General features: G+C 44.2%; 15 protein-coding genes. 3 read left to right on the top strand and 12 right to left on the bottom strand.

All coding sequences use genetic code 11. The features are described 5' to 3' along the window. Nucleotides 1-509: 509 nt before the first annotated feature. From PWYN_RS16100 to PWYN_RS16075, 6 genes are all read right to left on the bottom strand, one after another. Nucleotides 510-2360, bottom strand: a complete 1851-nt coding sequence (locus PWYN_RS16100; RefSeq protein ID WP_036654134.1) for a UbiD family decarboxylase — start codon at nucleotides 2358-2360, stop codon at nucleotides 510-512. A 44-nt stretch (nucleotides 2361-2404) separates the two neighbouring features. Then, the gene (locus tag PWYN_RS16095) at nucleotides 2405-3064 is read right to left on the bottom strand and encodes a serine/threonine protein kinase (protein ID WP_036654132.1); all 660 of its coding nucleotides are present in this window, start codon (nucleotides 3062-3064) and stop codon (nucleotides 2405-2407) included. Nucleotides 3065-3204: 140 nt separating this feature from the next. Continuing rightward, entirely contained in the window at nucleotides 3205-3645 is a 441-nt protein-coding gene (locus PWYN_RS16090) for a DUF3021 family protein (RefSeq protein WP_036654126.1), read from the bottom strand. A 12-nt stretch (nucleotides 3646-3657) separates the two neighbouring features. Then, the gene (locus tag PWYN_RS16085) at nucleotides 3658-4095 is read right to left on the bottom strand and encodes a LytTR family DNA-binding domain-containing protein (protein ID WP_036654125.1); all 438 of its coding nucleotides are present in this window, start codon (nucleotides 4093-4095) and stop codon (nucleotides 3658-3660) included. A gap of 207 nt (nucleotides 4096-4302) precedes the next feature. After that, a complete protein-coding gene (locus PWYN_RS16080) occupies nucleotides 4303-5724 on the bottom strand; it encodes a flavin-containing monooxygenase (protein WP_036658686.1) in 1422 nt (473 codons plus the stop codon). A 188-nt stretch (nucleotides 5725-5912) separates the two neighbouring features. After that, complete coding sequence (locus tag PWYN_RS16075; RefSeq protein ID WP_036654123.1) at nucleotides 5913-7082, bottom strand: alanyl-tRNA editing protein; 1170 nt, start codon at nucleotides 7080-7082, stop codon at nucleotides 5913-5915. Between the two features lie 79 nt (nucleotides 7083-7161). Here PWYN_RS16075 and PWYN_RS16070 point away from each other — a divergent pair, with 79 nt between their 5' ends. Beyond that, nucleotides 7162-8064: a PhzF family phenazine biosynthesis protein gene (locus tag PWYN_RS16070; RefSeq protein WP_036654121.1), complete on the top strand. Its 903-nt coding sequence runs from the start codon at nucleotides 7162-7164 to the stop codon at nucleotides 8062-8064. 140 nt (nucleotides 8065-8204) lie between these two features. Here the strand turns inward: PWYN_RS16070 and PWYN_RS16065 are convergent, their stop codons facing one another. Next, nucleotides 8205-9008 (bottom strand): Nif3-like dinuclear metal center hexameric protein, encoded by an 804-nt coding sequence (locus PWYN_RS16065; protein ID WP_036654119.1) that lies wholly within the window; start codon nucleotides 9006-9008, stop codon nucleotides 8205-8207. Nucleotides 9009-9147: 139 nt separating this feature from the next. Here PWYN_RS16065 and PWYN_RS16060 point away from each other — a divergent pair, with 139 nt between their 5' ends. Next, complete coding sequence (locus tag PWYN_RS16060) at nucleotides 9148-10431, top strand: S8 family peptidase (RefSeq protein ID WP_052088033.1); 1284 nt, start codon at nucleotides 9148-9150, stop codon at nucleotides 10429-10431. A 130-nt stretch (nucleotides 10432-10561) separates the two neighbouring features. Here PWYN_RS16060 and PWYN_RS16055 read toward each other — a convergent pair whose 3' ends face one another. From PWYN_RS16055 to PWYN_RS16045, 3 genes are all read right to left on the bottom strand, one after another. Continuing rightward, nucleotides 10562-11128, bottom strand: a complete 567-nt coding sequence (locus PWYN_RS16055) for a DUF2812 domain-containing protein (protein WP_036654117.1) — start codon at nucleotides 11126-11128, stop codon at nucleotides 10562-10564. Next, on the bottom strand, nucleotides 11128-11454 hold the full coding sequence (locus PWYN_RS16050) for a PadR family transcriptional regulator (protein ID WP_036654115.1): 327 nt from the start codon (nucleotides 11452-11454) through the stop codon (nucleotides 11128-11130). The genes PWYN_RS16055 and PWYN_RS16050 overlap by 1 nt, the downstream gene beginning before the upstream one ends. Nucleotides 11455-11630: 176 nt before the next feature. Next, the gene (locus PWYN_RS16045; RefSeq protein ID WP_036654113.1) at nucleotides 11631-12890 is read right to left on the bottom strand and encodes an MFS transporter; all 1260 of its coding nucleotides are present in this window, start codon (nucleotides 12888-12890) and stop codon (nucleotides 11631-11633) included. Between the two features lie 245 nt (nucleotides 12891-13135). On the opposite strand from PWYN_RS16045, the gene PWYN_RS16040 reads away from it, so the two are divergent. Further along, nucleotides 13136-13972 (top strand): sugar phosphate isomerase/epimerase family protein, encoded by an 837-nt coding sequence (locus PWYN_RS16040; RefSeq protein ID WP_036654110.1) that lies wholly within the window; start codon nucleotides 13136-13138, stop codon nucleotides 13970-13972. Nucleotides 13973-14389: 417 nt separating this feature from the next. Here the strand turns inward: PWYN_RS16040 and dhaK are convergent, their stop codons facing one another. Both dhaK and PWYN_RS16030 read right to left on the bottom strand, forming a co-directional pair. Further along, nucleotides 14390-16153: a dihydroxyacetone kinase subunit DhaK gene (dhaK, locus tag PWYN_RS28735; protein ID WP_084146756.1), complete on the bottom strand. Its 1764-nt coding sequence runs from the start codon at nucleotides 16151-16153 to the stop codon at nucleotides 14390-14392. After that, entirely contained in the window at nucleotides 16154-17293 is a 1140-nt protein-coding gene (locus PWYN_RS16030) for a glycerol dehydrogenase (protein WP_036654108.1), read from the bottom strand. Between the last annotated feature and the right edge of the window lie 146 nt (nucleotides 17294-17439).

Genomic DNA, 17439 nt, shown 5'->3' with positions numbered 1-17439 from the left:
AATCAACGAAGGGGTGTCCCCCAGCTATGTGCTGTGGGACACCCCTGTTTTATGAGCATTAATTAAGTTGGTGTTCTAAGTGGCGCTCCGCGAACGGAACGTTGCTACAATCGCTGTTGTCTCCAGATGTATTGAATTACACTTAGCAGTGTACATCCGGAGACAAAGGCGACCGCTGCCGCTTTTCCGCAATCATTCCGTCCCCTCCGCTGGGTTCAGCGGGAGCCTAACTATTCACTTAATAGATTGAACTTAAAAACCAACTTAAAGTTTAGAAGTAACGGAGGGGAATTTTGGAACTGGAAGAGCGGAAGCGTCCGCCTTTGTCTCCGGATTTCATCCGCTAAAAGCGGTATAAATCTAGAAATCTGGAGACAACAGCGGCTGGAAGTCCAACATTCACCGCAGTTACGGCCCAAACCCAAAGTAGATTTTATCTTAATCCTAGAAATCGAAAACGAAAGCTAGCCAGTCTCCAATGACCCGGAGACTAGCTAGCTTTTTAGCTTTTACAGCTTAGAAGTGCGAGTATGAATACCGCCTAAGCTGGCGCCTTTAACAAACAATCGCTCGATGTTCTTCTCCACCTCTGGATCGGGAATTAATGGCGGTGCCTGATGCGGCTTAACACGGGCGTCAATGATCACATTATCACAGCCCCAATGCTTGTTCTCAAAGGAACTGTTCACGCCGTAAATATCATGAGAAGGATTGCTGCGGGTAAAGGTAGCCCACAGAAAATTATCAACCGTCGCACTTATAAAGGAACTATCATCTGCCAGGATAATCATCGGACAAGTGGTAAGTTGCCCTTGCTCCCGAATAGCCTCACTTAGAGCGTCAATTTCCTGCTGTGCTTCCGTGTAATTAGTAAACTTAGGTCCTTGAATCACTACGATCCCCGGCATTACTAATCTAGGATTTGCAACCTCCTTCAGCTCCTTCAACTGATTTGGAACCTCTGTACACAATTCCCTTTTGGGATCACCAACCGCTGCGAAAACAACCTTACTCCCCGTATTTAAGCCTGTACCTGAATAATCAAGGGTATCCAGCGTCGTATTCGTATAAAAGTGAATGTCCCGGCGAAGATCAATCCGCTCCAGAATATAGGTCAGGAAATCCTCCACATGATGTGTACTTATGGCCCGCTTCTCTTCGGCTGTAATGAATAAATATTTGGCTAAGCTCAACTGCCCTGTCCCTAGAATCCGGTTAGCCATGGTCAGAATTTCAGCCGGCTGTTTTATTTGCTGGTACGGGGTATATCTCTCTTTCCCAATCGCAAACAACAAGGGATGTACACCGGCAGCATCTAAGGCGTGGACTTCTTTTACACCCGGAATTTCCTGCTGAATCGCATCACCTGTCAACTCATGAATTAATGCGCCGAATGCCGTATCTTCCTGAGGCGGTCGACCGACCACTGTAAACGGAAATATAGCGCCTTGTCTAGCGTACACTTTATGCACTCTCATTACCGGGAAGGGATGAGTAAGACTGTAATAGCCCAAATGATCCCCGAAAGGTCCCTCCGGCTTGGTCTCTTCAGGATGAATTTCACCTGTGATTACAAAATCGGCATCATTACTGATACAGAAGCCGTCTACATAGCTATAGCGAAAATGGCGTCCGGAAAGCAGTCCCGCAAAGGTCAACTCACTCATCCCTTCCGGGAGCGGCATAATGGCAGACAAGGTATTGGCCGGCGGTCCGCCTATAAAAATGCTTACTTTAAGCGGTTTTCCCTGCTTATTGGCTTTGTCCTGATGGACCCCGATCCCACGGTGGATCTGATAGTGAATGCCAACTTCCCGGTTCATCTCATAGTCGTTCCCACTTAGCTGGACACGGTACATTCCCAGATTGGAATTCATAATGCCCGGCTTGTCCGGATCTTCCGAATACACCTGAGGCAGCGTGATAAAAGCACCGCCGTCCTCTGGCCAATGCTTAATTAACGGAAGATCAGAGATTTGTATTTCCTGAAAAGCAGCAGGCAAACCGCCCATTGATTTCAAAGGCAAAGCCCTTCTTGCTGAGAGACCTATCCCTATGTACTTCAAAGGGTTTTTAAGAGCTTTCATTGGATTATTCCGCAAAGCAATTACGTTCTGTGTACTCTCCCAAGTGTCTCGGAAAATAAACTTGCTCCGTTCAACGGTTCCGAACAGGTTCGATACTGCACGAAACTTCGAACCTTTAACCTTTTCAAACAACAATGCAGGCCCACCAGCCTCAAAAACCTTCATGTGTATAGCAGCCATCTCCAGCTCAGGATCTACCTCTTCATTAATCCGAACCAAATGTCCGTGCTTTTCTAAGTCATTGACGCATTCTTCTATATTACGATAGTTCATTTCACGGCTCCAATCTCAGCTAATTATATTGAATGAGGACAACGTCATCTCTTCCTGTGCCGCCTCCAAATTTGATACCCCTTGCGTACGATCTCAAGCACCCTGCCGGGAACCGGAAACATCCAACGTGAGGCCACTGGCCGGTAGAGTCGGTAGTATGCTTTTTTGAAATCCTTCCACATCCTGCAATCTTCCTGCTTAAGAAAATCAGACACATCTACGATTAGGCCTCGACCGCCCAGAATCATTACATTTTTACCGTGGACATCATGAGGTTGAAGCCCTCTGGTGCGTGCATAATCCAAAGCGAAATCAATATCTTCGATGGCTTGATCGGTTATGGGAATACCCCGCTTGATACAGTTATATATAGTAACGCCATTAAGCCTTTTTAATAAAAGAAAGTTGGGTCCCTCATGATAACATTCGGAGTAAGAATGATGATTGCCTAGCCGTCTGTACACTTCCGCTTCTTCCTCAAGGCCCGGCCTTCCCGGAGCATACACCTTCACCGCATAACCTGCATAACTCGGATGACTGAAGACCGCCGCATAGTTCCCTGCCCCCAAAAGTAACCAAGGCTTGGGAAACTTCCGAACCTTTACAGGTTCATTCTGTTGGATGCTCTCAATCAATAAATGGTCCAGCAGCTCCCCCGTTACCCGTTCCAGCAACTGTTCTATTTCTTCTTTTTCCCTGGGCATCTATTCGACATCTACTCCTCCGAAAAAAAATTACATATACATTTAGTTTACGACATAATGCCAAAAAACACATCATTACCGTATGAATACAAAAAAACCTCCTTGATTTCTCAAGAAGGCCGCAGCAACTCGACAGCTCCCTATTTCCCTTCGTTCAGGCCATCCCTAAATTCACTCAATTTTTCATTGAGCTGTTTTGCCTCATTTTTTCCATCCGTATACATCATGGCATACACCAAACCCTTAACCAGGATAATCACAATAAGATAAGCTACCAGCATACTGCTATCCATATTATTGGTGCTAAAAAACCATAGCCATAATAGCACCATAACATCTGCTAATACAAAACAAGTACAAAAGGTGATCATCTCCGTTCTTTTCCCTAGCTCATGCGTATTCACTAAAGCATTTTTATAAAAAGTATAGGCTGAAGCCCCTAATACAATCTGCCATAACAGCGAGGTGTTAATTGTATCATTAGAATTCAACGTCAAAATTAGTAAGGCAAGGATCATTAAGCTACCACAAGCAACAATAAAATCCTTCAACATATACATCAAATACTTACTGAGTTTCATGTTGAAACCTCCTTATAAGCCTAATTTTTTCTTAAGCACAGGAACATATTGTCTGGAGATGAAGACCTTTTCACCATTCTGCAGCAGCGCCTCAAATCTTCCATAGAGGATTGGACTTATCGATTTTATTTTCCCAATATTCAGAACGGTTGATTTCGAGGCTCTAAAAAAATCCCAGTTCTCATAATCCAGCTCAATCTCGTAGAGCTTAAGCCTTGACTCATAAACCTTCTCCTGGCAATAAATAAAGACTTTATGATCCACGGACTCAAAGTAAAACACATCTTTGGGATTAATAATGTGCGTTTGTAAATCCGTAAAACCGATAAGCTTCCTGTGGGTTGATGTAAGGGAATAGATAAGCTGCAATAAGGAATCGTCCGGTTCATTGCACCTAATAATGATTTCTGGTTCACTTCCGACAGGGATATTCTCAATCGTAATCTTCATCTTGGCACCCCCTTATAATTCATGAGTACGTACCGAGCAACTGCTTACAATTACAGTATATTTTTGGAATTATACTTATACAATAGACACAGCGTAACCTGCATTATTGGACAGATGAGTTGCACTATAAGTCCTGTTATTTGCATTGGCACAAAAAAAATAGACCGCCCTCGTTGAAAGGTTGCGGTCTACTCCCAGTATAAAAAATTACTCTTTTTTGGGCCATTCCCCTACAAATTCAGCTTCACTGTAAGTAAAGAAGTTATTCAGGATTTCTTCACGGTCGTCAATGAATAGCTGGTCGGCTACTGAAGTAACGAGCTTGGGTATAGCATTTTTCATACCTGAAATCGCGGAAGCGGAAAGGCCGCAGCTTGCTAAGGCTGAATAATTAAATACATATAACCCATGCATTAGCTTTCTTCCCTCTTCACTTCGACTTAAAACAGCAAACCCTGGGCTGAGGTAAGGATGCGCATCAAGCAACGGATTGGCCACTTCAGCCGGAGCTTTGTAGTAGTCTCTCCAACGAGCAATATGGCTTGCGACATTGCGGAGTTCTGGACGTAACGCCGGATCGCTGAGAAGACCGGTGCTGATAATCAGGAAGTCGAAGGTGAATTTCCCCTGAGGCGTGGTCACCACCGCTTCCTTGCCAGCTGCCTCCACATCAAGCCATGGTGCACCAAGGTGTAACTGAAACCCCGGCCATGCCGCTGCTCGCTCAAAGGTATCGTTAGTAGGAGGCTGATTGTAGTTAAAGAAATGAGAAATTACAGCATATTTATCCGCATCCGAAAGCACATGAAAACGTTCAATCATACCCGAGCCTTCCATCTGACGAATCGGATTGACGCTTGGCAGCTTCTCCCGACGGACAAAGATATGGGCTTCGGCGACACCTTCAGACAACGCGAAATTGGCATTATCAAAGGCCGATGCCCCTCCCCCCAGAATAGCAATTCTTTTGCCTTTTAGGGCTTCAAAATCAATAACCTCGGAGGTATGGGCATAGAGATCATTAGGTAGTTTCTCGGCAATCATTGGCGGCACATGCCATTCACCCCCTCCCTGAATCCCGGTAGCCAGAACCACTTTACGTGCCAGTAGCATGTTAGCAGGCGGCGCTCCTGCACCTTCAAGATGAAGGCGATGAATCCCCTCTTCCATAGGCTCGATTAGTTTCAGCTTCACTTCATTGAGTACGGGTAGACCCAGAATCCGTCGATACCAACGTAAATAGTTCATCCAATCGCTCCGCGGGATTTTGTCTAGCTCTTCCCAGCCTTGCGATCCGACCTGTGCTTCCCACCATGAACGGAACGTAAGAGAAGGAATTCCAAGATCAATGGAGGTCAAATGCTTGGGCGTTCGCAGAGTCACCATTCGAGCATACGTTTCCCATGGACCTTCCAAGCCTTCACTGTTTTCATCAATGATAAGAATATTAGATATCCGCTCTCGTAAAAGTCCAAAGGCTACTCCTAGTCCACTCTGGCCCCCTCCGACAATAACTACATCATAGACATGCCCTTCAGAAGGGTCACGTGGAAGCACCCAATCTTTACCCCCATATGCCAGATAAGAAAGATCAGCTTTTACTCGTTCGTTTAAGGCTTCTAGGCTCATCATCCTCATACCTTTCGGTGACTCTTTAAGATATATAATTATAATCAGCTATTGGCGCTATTATATCTTGTCGGATGTAGCTTTTAGAAGCTTATGTCATGTTTATTGTCATTATATCTAAAATTCTGTTTTTTGTTTGTTCATAGCAACTAACATATTGCATTTGAAGCTCACATGATATTGACAAATCAATTGAATTGGATCCTTGTGAATTCGTAGAAGGCCAAAGCATCCACCCAGTTCGGGAATCCTGCTTGTGCTTGTTTATCGCTGCCTCCGCCTTTTCCGTTAAATGAACCCAGATTAGCTTTGAAGAACGAACCACAGGAAAGTTCAGATCCGCCACTATAAGCGAATACAACCTTGTTCTCCGCAGAAGTCGCGAGCAGCACGGGAAAATCATTTTCCGCAGTCAGCTTGTTTGCAAGATTCTGTAAATCCTTAAGGGACTTCTCCTCAAAAATATGTGAGATTAAATGACCTTCATTATTAGATAATAGCTCCTGAGCGATATATGCATCGTTCTGTTCTTTCAGAAAGGCCAGCTCAGCCTGAAGCTGTTTTTGCTCTACCTCCCACTTCTCTATCCGGTCGATAATTTCATCTTTTCCTGTATTGAATTTAGTGGACAAGACACCCAAAATCTTCAGGTTATCATTAAATTCCTCCAAGGCACGATATCCGCATTTGAAATAAATCCTCACGTTTCCCTTCTGCTTTTCCGCCTTCAGCAGCTTAATCATGCCGATTTCACCTGTTGATGAGACATGTGTGCCCCCACATGCGTTATATTCCACATCCTTAATTTCTACAATCCGAATATTCTCCGTCACTTTCGGCTGTTTCACAAGCTGCAGCTGAGCTATTTCTTCCCCCGTAACCAAATAACTGACAATACTGCGATTTAGATAGATTTGACGGTTCACTTCATTTTCGATCGAAGCCAATTGATTGATTGTTAACTCGGGCTGATCCACGTCGATGGTGCAATAATCCGTACCCAAATGAAAGCTTACCGTTATAGCCTGATATAGGTTATGGAAAACTGCCGAGAGCAGATGCTGTCCGCTATGCTGCTGCATATGATCGAACCTTTTATTCCAATGGATCTGACCCTTAACCTTATTCTTCTCTGGAAGTCGTTCCAGCTTATGTAGTACCTCATCTTCTTCACTGATCACATCAAGGACGGGAATTCCATCAATAAATCCTTCATCACAAGGCTGCCCGCCCCCATGCGGATAAAAAGCAGTCTCCTTCAGGATGATATAAATTCCATCTTCTCTGTCCAGCGTTTGGATGATTTCTGTTTGCCATTCAGTCATATATGCAGATTCGTAATACAGCTTCGTAGTCATGTCTATTTCCTTTCTATTTTACGTAGAATTAATCTACCTTTATGATGTAACAAACAGGAACGAAGGAGCGAGTGATCTAATGAAAAAGATAAGCGTTTATCATGTCGATGCTTTTACCCAGAATCCGTTCGAAGGCAATCCCGCTGGTGTGGTACCTGATGCCAGTGAATTAACATTAACTCAAATGCAGCAAATTGCCAACGAGTTGAATTTGCCGGAGTCCGCTTTTTTATTGCCGGCTACAGATCCGAAAGCAGACTTTCGCGTTCGTTATTTCACTCCCCAAGAGGAGATTAATTTCTGCGGCCACGCTACAGTGGGTTCTGCCTGGTTGCTTGCAACTGAGTATGGATGGGCAGAAAAAGCTGATCAAGTCGTCTTTGAAACCAACATTGGGCTTATACCCGTGCAGTGGGATTACAAGAACAGAAGCATTAGCAGGGTCACTATGACGCAGGTTTCGCCCCAAGTTCAGGATATTCAGCTTGACCCTCTGGTAATCGCCTCGCTGGTCGGCATTGATCTCGATCAATTGGATGATCGATTTCCCATTAAACTTGCTAGTACAGGGAATTGGCATCTTATTATTCCAGTCAAAACACATGCTGCAATCGATGCCGCCAAACCTAACATGGAGCAATTAGCCTCCTTGAATAAGAAACATAATATCAGTACTACTCATCTTTTCACATTTGACGCAAAACCCGGGTTCGATCTGTACACCAGAGATTTTGCTCCTGCTGTCGGCATTGCCGAAGATCCTGTTACCGGAGCGGCAAATGGCGCTTTGGCCGGTTATCTAGTACTGGAAGGTATTCTAAATGCAGAAGAAACCCATCATTTGACGGTTGGTCAAGGAGATGCCATCGGGCGGCCGGGGAAGCTCTTCATCACTATTATACCAACGGAATTTAGTGCCATGATCAAAGTTGGAGGAGTCGCGCATGTGACGCTTGAAGGAACGCTGCGATTACCAGAATAACAGCAGTGCAGCCTAAATCCAATTCCTCACACAAAAAACTGCTAACACTTGGGTACCCCTTGTGCTTAGCAGTATTTTTTTAGTTATGAATAGTTACTATATTAATTTTGGCTTTCACTAATCCATCCTATATTCAAGTCTCAAACCAACTGGAAGGAATGTTTTCCCGAGATAAAGTGAACTGGAATCATAAGAAAACTAGCTTCGAGATACTTGGCTAGATGCTTCATGCCGGGTTCTTCGCTTTGCGCATGGCCTAGGATAATTAATGCTTTCTCTTTGCCTTGATGATGTGCATCCCTCACATATTCCGGAGTCTCCCACTCGGGCCCTTCACCTGAGATGATCAAGTCCAGATTTTCTTTTTCAAAAAGCGGGATACACATGTCGCCTCCACCTCTATAGCCCGCCAACAATCCAATACGCGTACATGTCATAGATAAGTCTCCAATAATACGGACAAAAGAAATACCCAGCTTCTGCTTTATGTATTCGGCTATCTCCTTAACAGTCATAGCTGGAATGGTTACCATTGCTGCAGCCGGTTGATGTTCATTTATATACGGTTCCCAGCCTAATTCCTTGATTAGTCCTGCCATAATGCCGTCTGGCTGATAACGATGCAAATGGTCATGAAAGCGGTAGATGGCAATTCCAGACTCGTCAATAAGCTTTTGCTTTACCTGATATACCGGATCATTTAATAAAGTGTGCTTAGTGTCTTGGTGGCTGTAAAATGTTCCCTCATGAGTGATAAGCAGGTTCGCGCCAAGAGCAATCGCCTGTTCAATTACGTCCTGTGTCGCCATGAATGCCGTTACTATCCCTTTGACTTCGGAGGAGGAGTCTCCTGATTTCAGACCGTCTACCGTAGTTGCTAATGGGCCAACGGGTCCAACAGATTCCATTAATTTGTTTAAGACGTCATCAATAAGTATCGTCATTGTTAAGCCCCCTTAATTGATAGCTCCAGTGTAATTATACAAAAAGAGTATCCCCTGCGCTATTCAAGTGGCAGATTAATAGGTAGTACCCGCTCCGATCAGTAGTGCATACAATGCACTTGAGAGGTGATCCACAACGATGGACGGACAAATTTGGCTACATAAAAATTCCGATAAATTGAATCAGCCACTACGAAAAAAGATTCGACAATTCACTGTCCGCGGCCGCAAACCAGCTGCAATCCCAGTCATTATTCAGTTCCAACAGAAGCTGACTCCGGCCAGCTTACAGTCTTTACAAAAGCATCTAGGTCAACACACCTGCCCAATCATTCAGCGTCTCCCCCTCTTTAATTCTGTGTCGTCAAAGGTTTCAGTTCAATGTCTGAAACGGATGTGCAGTTGGGATGGAGTTAAGAAAATTTACTTAGACGGAATCAAAAAAACATCGCTCAATATAGCGACGCCTTCCATAGGTTCTGCAGCTGTTCAAAAGAAAAAAGATCTTACTGGAAAAGGGATCAACATCGCCATTATCGATACCGGAGTGTACCCGCATCCAGATCTGACCCGACCTAGTAACCGAATTGTGGCTTTTAAAGATTGGGTCAATCACAAGAAACGGCCCTACGATGACAACGGCCACGGGACACATGTTGCAGGGGATGCGGCAGGCAATGGATGGGTGAGTAAAGGGAAATACAAAGGTCCTGCTCCAGAAGCAGGAATCGTAGGTGTAAAAGTATTGGATAAAGACGGTAACGGGTTCGATTCGACTATTATTAAAGGAATTGAGTGGTGTATTACTAACCGGAAGCGGTTAAACCTGCGGATACTTTCACTGTCGTTTGGCGGTCCGGTCCTGACTTCTTGTGAGGATGATCTCTTGTGCCAAGCTGTAGAAAAAGCCGTCCGGGCCGGGTTAACCGTTGTTGTAGCTGCCGGAAACCGCGGTCCCGGGAGGAGTACTATCGAGTCCCCTGGAAATAGCCCTTTAGCTATTACTGTGGGTGCAGTAGACGATAGGCGTACCCTTACACAGGCGGATGATCGCATCACCGACTTTTCCGGCCGCGGCCCCCTCATTGGCGGACGGAGTAAACCAGACTTAGTAGCACCGGGTGAGAAGATCATCTCCCTTCGAGCCCCCTGCTCACAGTTGGATCGAGAGTTCCCTTTTTTGAGAATCGGCAAACGATATTTTGTGCTATCCGGTACCAGCATGTCTACACCAATCGTCTCAGGTGCTGCTGCCCAATTGCTGCAGCGTAATCCCACTCTTTCTCCCAAGCAGGTGAAGACGATTCTCAAAAGAAATACGTTTCGCCTCAAGCTGGGGCCTAACACAGCGGGGAGCGGGGAGATCAACGTGCGGTTCTTGAAGGGGAAACCATGTAGAAGAAAAAAACCAAAGCAGCGCTGAAGTAATATGCTCCCAGAAATCAGAAGCGGATGAAGTAAGCACTGCATCCGCTTCTTGCCATGTTTCACAAACATCATTTCCAGGAATCATCGATAGTCTTCATTTGGCCTTAAGATATAGTAATACTAGGTTATTCTCTAATTGTACTTTCCTTTTTTAATATTTTAATTTTCTTGCGAATGGAGCGGCTGATAAAAATAACCCAGATCCCCAATCCAATACAAAAAAGTCCAAGTAACATATTTGTTCTATAAATTATATTAGGTAACTCCCCGGGAACATTAACATTTATGATAAATATATTTAAAGCCCCTATTATAAATTCAATCGGAATAATTACATTACATATAGCATTGATACTTCGGTAATGTTTCAGTCTTGAATCAAGGTCAGAGTATAAATCAAACGGCCCATTCGCTGCTTTTTTCCTAAAATATACCCAACGCAGAATTGAACCCACCTGTTCCGCTCCTGTATCTTCCACGAATCTAATGTAATCAACACTTTGGGGATGTGTCGGTATATTTTCTAGCATCTGGAGGCGATATATGTATTCGCCGGGTGTTCCTTTTTCAAAGACATATCTGCAAAAACCAATATCGGTTAGATGCATTCCTTTTGCCGACATTTCATTCAGCCATTGTTCTTCTTTCTCATATGCACCAATCGAAAAAACTTTATACTTAACATATTTCATTATCCATTCCTCCCAACTGTCCTATAACCGTTCTCAATTAATTCTTGCAAACGCAGTAATTCCATATTTATAACTTGTTTTCCGAAATCAGTAATTTCATATTCTTTCTTTCTGGAATTGAGTTCCCCCGGAAGAGCTCTAATCCACTGTCGTTCCAACAAGGTATTGAGGGCTCCGTACAAAGTTCCCGCCGCAAGATTCACTCTGCCATTGCTTAAACCCACAACATTCTGGATAATTCCATAACCGTGCATGGGTTCATATAGGGATAGCAAAATGTAATATACCGCTTCTGTAAGCGCAATTCGTTCATTGTTATCTTGCAAATGTTCTCCTCCTTATCATCGGCATCCGTTGTATCATATGCCGTTATATCGGTTAACGTTATAGTTATTATAACGGTTGCCGATATAGTTGTCAAAAGTTATTTAGTTATAAATTCCCCAAAAAAAAAAACAGCCCAATAGGCTGCCTTAAATAAAGTGTAAATTGATCTAACCGTCTACGTTTCGTTTACGACTTGCGATACATTTAAGTTCTCCGGTGCTTTTTGACTCATGATTGGAATTAAAACCATGGCGCCAAAAAAGAATAAGAAGCCTGCCCCTGTATATATAGATACCAGAGGAAACTCCCCCTTAAGTTTGCCTGCTAAAGACATCGAGATGACCATCATACCGGTGAACATGGGGTTAAGGACCCCATTTACCCGACCCACTATGGATTCATGTGACCATTTTAGAATCATCGTACTGATCCCAATATGAATGCAAGGGAAGGCGAGTCCATTAATAAATTGTGTGGCTAGAGTAACGGTTACATTGGTCGAGTACCCAACGATGACTGTACAAATGGCTCCTATAAGCATTCCCAGACTAAGTAACATCTGCGGAGGAACACGTTTGGAGAATACTGCTACGATACCGCCCCCAACGAGCATAGCTATACCGTTAACCATAAGCATGTATTGTAGAAACTCCTCTGGTTTGCCAAGCCGTTCCGTTACAATGAACAGTCCGAGCGCTTGAGAGAGTCCCACGGCAAGCCCAGCTAAAATAAAAGCGGCTCCAAGCATTCGAAGCACCTGGCTTTGCCAAACATATCGAAAGCCTTCACTCAGTTCCTTCATGAACTGCCCTTTTACTGGTTTTGGTTGCTCATTAACTTTATCCTTAGGAAGACGAAACAATACAGCAGCTGACAGTAGGAACACAACACCCATAACCGCAACAGAAGCTTCAAGTCCCAAGTTGCTGTATGCAAGTGTACCGAGCATCGGCCCAAGAACCATGAATATCGCCATCAGTGACTGGAAAAGCGCCATTCCCTGCTGCAGTTGGTCTTCAGGCACATGCTGCTTAAAGAGACGCATACCGGATGGCTGTGAGAACTGTGAAAGAATAGCCGATATAAAGGTGACAAAATACACGGAATGCCAAGATCCATAATGAATCGTAAGCAATACAACGAACACCGATACGGCTGATAATAAGTCGCACCAAATCATCGTTTTTTTCGGTAACCAGCGATCTGCGAATGTTCCTCCAATAAAAGAAAACACGAAAATTGGAGCAAATTCAGCCACGCTGATAAGCGAAATGGCGTACGGATCATTACCGGTTTTATCCGCCACGTAGAGAAGTATTGCGAAATTACGTACCCAGATTCCGATTTGTAGGAGAACATTTGATAATATAATCGTCTGGATGAACCGATTTGTTAAAAGCTTTGGCGGATTAGCAGCCTTCTGTTGAGAATTCAAATTTTCAACTCACCTTCTTTTTTATTCATATTACCTTTATTCTAGTGTCTTTTTTCCTAATTATATGGTTGAGTATAGTCAGGAAGCTATTCATTGTAAACCTTTTAATTAAAAAAGTCACGACAAAAAGTTAAAATTCGCTCAAACACTCGGGCATTTTTATGATTGCATTTATTCAATACAAGAAGTACCATTTTAAAAACAGGAGTTGTAAGCGATATCAAATTGAAATCGGAGGGAATCTTTTGGGATATGGAACCTTAGCTCATACGGTAGGCTGCTTGCCGCTCAAACAATTGACTACTACCTTACAGCAGTACAATATTGACTTTGTTCAGTTGGCCTTATCGAAGGCTATTCAAGACATCGACACTTCTACCGGTAAGCTTAGTCCCGGTCTAGCCAGTTACATAGGGGAGCAATTTGACAAGGCAGGCATACGCATTGGAGTTCTAGGCTGCTATATTAATCCAATTCACCCTGATCCCGCGATTAGGAGAACTGAGATCAACCGGTTCAAAGAGCACCTTCGATACGCCCGTCAATTCGGTGCGCCTATGGTTGCGACAGAGACCGGTGCTCTAACGAATTGGCTGCAGCAAGAACCGATCCATTACATTGAAAAAGGATGGGAAACGCTTCATGCTACAGTTCAGGAACTAGCTGAGGAAGCTAATAAATGGGGTGTCTCTATCGGACTCGAGGGGGTCAGTAACCATACACTGTCCACACCGGACAGCATGCAACGCATTCTTGAAGAGGTGCCATCCAGTACACTTGGGGTTGTTTTTGACCCTTGCAATATGATCGGAGAAGAAGTTCATCTACAGGATGAAATTGTGGATAGAGCTTTCAAGCTGTACGGGGACCGGATGATTCTTGTCCATTTAAAGGATATCTATTACGAGGACAACCGAGTCAGACATGGGATTGCAGGTAAAGGACTTTTCCACACGGAAGCCTTTATGGCCAAGCTTCAACAATACAAGCCAATGATTGATATCTCTCTGGAGGAGATTACCGGCCCGGAGATTAATGATACGATTGCACTGTTGTCAGGGCTTGTCCCACGTCAAGATTAGAAGGTTATTGGTGGAGAGCGTGGATTGAGGAGAGCATGGATTGATGGAGTGCGAGCTTTGAGGAGTGCGACTTTTGGTGGAGTGCGGCCTTTGGTGGTTAAAACTGTCTTACGGACAGTAATGCAGTCCGCATGGCGAAAACTACGAGAGAATATAGGTAATGTGGTTCGTGGTTCGTGGTTCGTAGTATGTGATATGTGAAATATGGTACGTGGTTCGTGGTACGTAGTATGCGGTATGTGGTATGCGGTAGGCGGTAGGCCGATAAGGAAACCACATCATCCGATTCAATACCACTTTCCATTAACCTGCCACCCTGGGCTACGCTTTTTAATACGAAAGAGGCTGTCCCATTAGCTGTTAAGCTATGTGGCAGCCTTTTATAATTTCTAATCAAATGGTATTCCCAGGTGTAGTCTACTTCATTTGGTCAGAAAGCTCCTTGAAAATCACACCCAGCGCATAGGCTCCCGCATCTGGGTAGCCAAGGCTTCTGTCACCAACGGTACCTGCGCGTCCCATGCGGGCCACGATGTCCTCCGTTTTTTTAGCCCCTTCTATGGCTGCTTCGGCTCCTTTTGCAAAGGCGGTTTTAAAACTATCCCCCTCCTTCGCACTCTTCGACCAGGAATCGGCACAAGGTACAAGCGCATCAATCAATGTCTTATCACCCACCACAGCTCCCCGTCCAAAGGAACGTTCACCGGTAGTTTGAATGCCTTGAACAGCAGCGTGCATCATGTCGGCAAATTCAGATATGCTTAATTCTTTTTTACCACTAACAGCCTTGCTCGCTGTACGGAACGCAGAACCCCAGATCGGACCAGATGCCCCACCGCAATATTCCATGATAACCATTGAACAAGCATTCAAGAAAGTTCCAATATCCGTCATGCTGTCCTCTAGAATGTGATTCCATTCCCGCTTTAACTGACGGAACCCTTTGGCAACACTCATCCCGAAATCACCATCGCCGGCGTGGGAATCCAACTCGCAGAAAGGAATCTCATTTTTAATAATGATTTCACTCATCTTATCTACCAGATAAACGAAATTATTCAATGTAAATGTATTGCCCAGGATATTAGAGTACTCCTCAGAAGTCTCTGTCTCAAAAGAAACGGAGGCTTCTGTTACATTATCCTGAGCGATATCAACATAATCCACGCTTTCCGTAGGGCCTGACACCTTAAATGCAGGTGTATCACTTTCCTTGAATAAAAGCGTTTTAAGTTCTTCGTCCAATTTCATAATGGTTACTGAAGCCCCGGCCATATCAATACTAGTCATATAGTTTCCAACAAAGGTTTTACAGATCTTAATATTGTTCTTCCCGGCTAATTCCCTTGTAACCGCGTTATTTAAAAGATAAAGCTCAAGTAACGGGGTTCCCCCAAATCCGTTAATTAACAAGGCAATCTCTGAGGGGCTATCATTATCTAACTTCAAATCCTTCAGTAGCGCTTCAACCATTCGCTCCGCCATGCTGTCGGCTGTGCCAATTTTTTCGCGACGAATTCCCGGCTCCCCGTGAATACCCACACCATATTCCATTTCATCTTCGGCAATCTCGAAGGTTGGTGTTCCTTTAGCAGGAACCGTACAAGAGGTTAATCCGAAACCAATACTGCGTACGTTAGCTGCCGCTTTTTCCGCAGCAGACTTTACCTCCGCTAAACTCCGTCCCTCTTCTGCAGCCGCTCCGGCAATTTTATGCACCAGTACGGTACCTGCAACTCCCCGGCGTCCAACCGTATATAAACTGTCTTGTACGGAAATATCATCATCCACGCGAACATAATCCACTAGAATTCCGTCTTCTTCTGCTAAATACGCAGCGTTCTTAAAGTTCATCATATCCCCGCTGTAATTCTTAATGATCATTAAGGTACCCTTTTTACTAGCGGTCGCTTTAATCGCCTGATACACCTGAATCTGCGACGGAGAAGCGAAAATATCTCCGCATACCGTGGCGTCAAGCATACCCTTACCAATATAACCTGCATGTGCAGGCTCATGGCCGCTGCCACCCCCACTGATCAAACTGACTTTGTTTTCGTTGATTTCTTTTTTCTTAATAATCTTATATTTCTTCACAAACTCCAGCTCCGGATGTGCCATAGCTATTCCGTTGCACATTTCAATGACAATGTTCTCCGTTTGATTGATGATCTTCTTCATTTACTGGGCCTCCCGGCGTGCTTTATAGTCTTGGCCGATTCTGTCTGCCGTACCAATCGCTGCTGCAACTTCCTTTACTGTAATGGGAAATGGCATAGAATGAATGGATTCTTCAGGAATGCAGGCCTTTTCAGCGACTTGCAGCAATTCCTCTGTAGTAATATGCTCTACGCCGATATCAGCTAAACAGACCGGCAATCCTACCTCTAGGCAGAAATCCAATACTTGATGCAACTCCTCAGTTGGAGCATTCTCAAGTACCAATTGGGCAAGTGTACCAAAGGCGACCTTTTCACCGTGATAGTAGGAATGTGTTCCCTCCAGAATCGTTAAGCCGTCGTGAATCGCATGTGCTCCACCCAAGCCGGCGCTTTCGAAACCAAGACCCGATAATAAAATATTAGTCTCCACTATATTTTCGAGTGCTTGTGTAACCATATTGCAATCACTTGCGATCTTCGCTTTCGCACCGTCTTTGAGCAGCATTTCATAACATAAAGTTGCAAGTGCAAGCGCTGCGTTGGTTCCTAATGCCGGTGCACAGTGTCCTTCTCTGGAGCCCATTGGGAGGCTGGCATTGACTCTGGAATAAGACTTGGATGTCGCTCTTGCCTCGAAATAGGTAGACAAAGCATCACCCATACCCGCCACGAGAAAACGTGTAGGCGCATTGGCTATAACTGTCGTATCTACCAAAACAACACTTGGACTTTGCTTGAAATAGGCATAATCATCAAAAGCTCCGTCCGGTGTATACAGCACTGCGGAATGGCTCGTGGGTGCATCTGTCGCTGCAATCGTCGGACAAATGATCAGTGCTTCCCCTTGTGCCACACATTTCGCCGCATCGATGGCTTTTCCTCCACCAAGTCCGATCGTGCAGGTACAGCCTTTTTCAGCAGCAATTCCTTGCAATCTTGCTACTTCCTCCCGAGAGCATTCCCCCTTAAAACCGCTTTCAACAAAAGTTATATTAAACTTTGCAGCCGTAGCCTCAAGCTTATCCTTTACACGCAATACATCATATGGATGGGCAATTAGTAAGGCAGATGAACCAAAAGAATTTACAAAATACCCAAGGTTCAATAATTCGTCTTCCCCTTGTACATATTTAGTTGGACTAATGAATGCTTTTCTCATAATTCTGATCTCCTCCTGTTTTATAACAAATTTAATACTTTAATTATTTAGAGTATATAGCAGGTTTTTACTCTTGATAGTGGAATATCATAACTAATAATTATAATTCTCAATCGTAATTATTTGCACTAAACTCAAACAATGGT

Source organism: Paenibacillus wynnii (assembly GCF_000757885.1).
Taxonomy (GTDB): Bacteria; Bacillota; Bacilli; order Paenibacillales; family Paenibacillaceae; genus Paenibacillus_AQ; species Paenibacillus_AQ wynnii.
The sequence above is the reverse complement of the archived record's forward strand: the minus strand, read 5'-3'. Positions and strand labels throughout refer to the sequence as shown.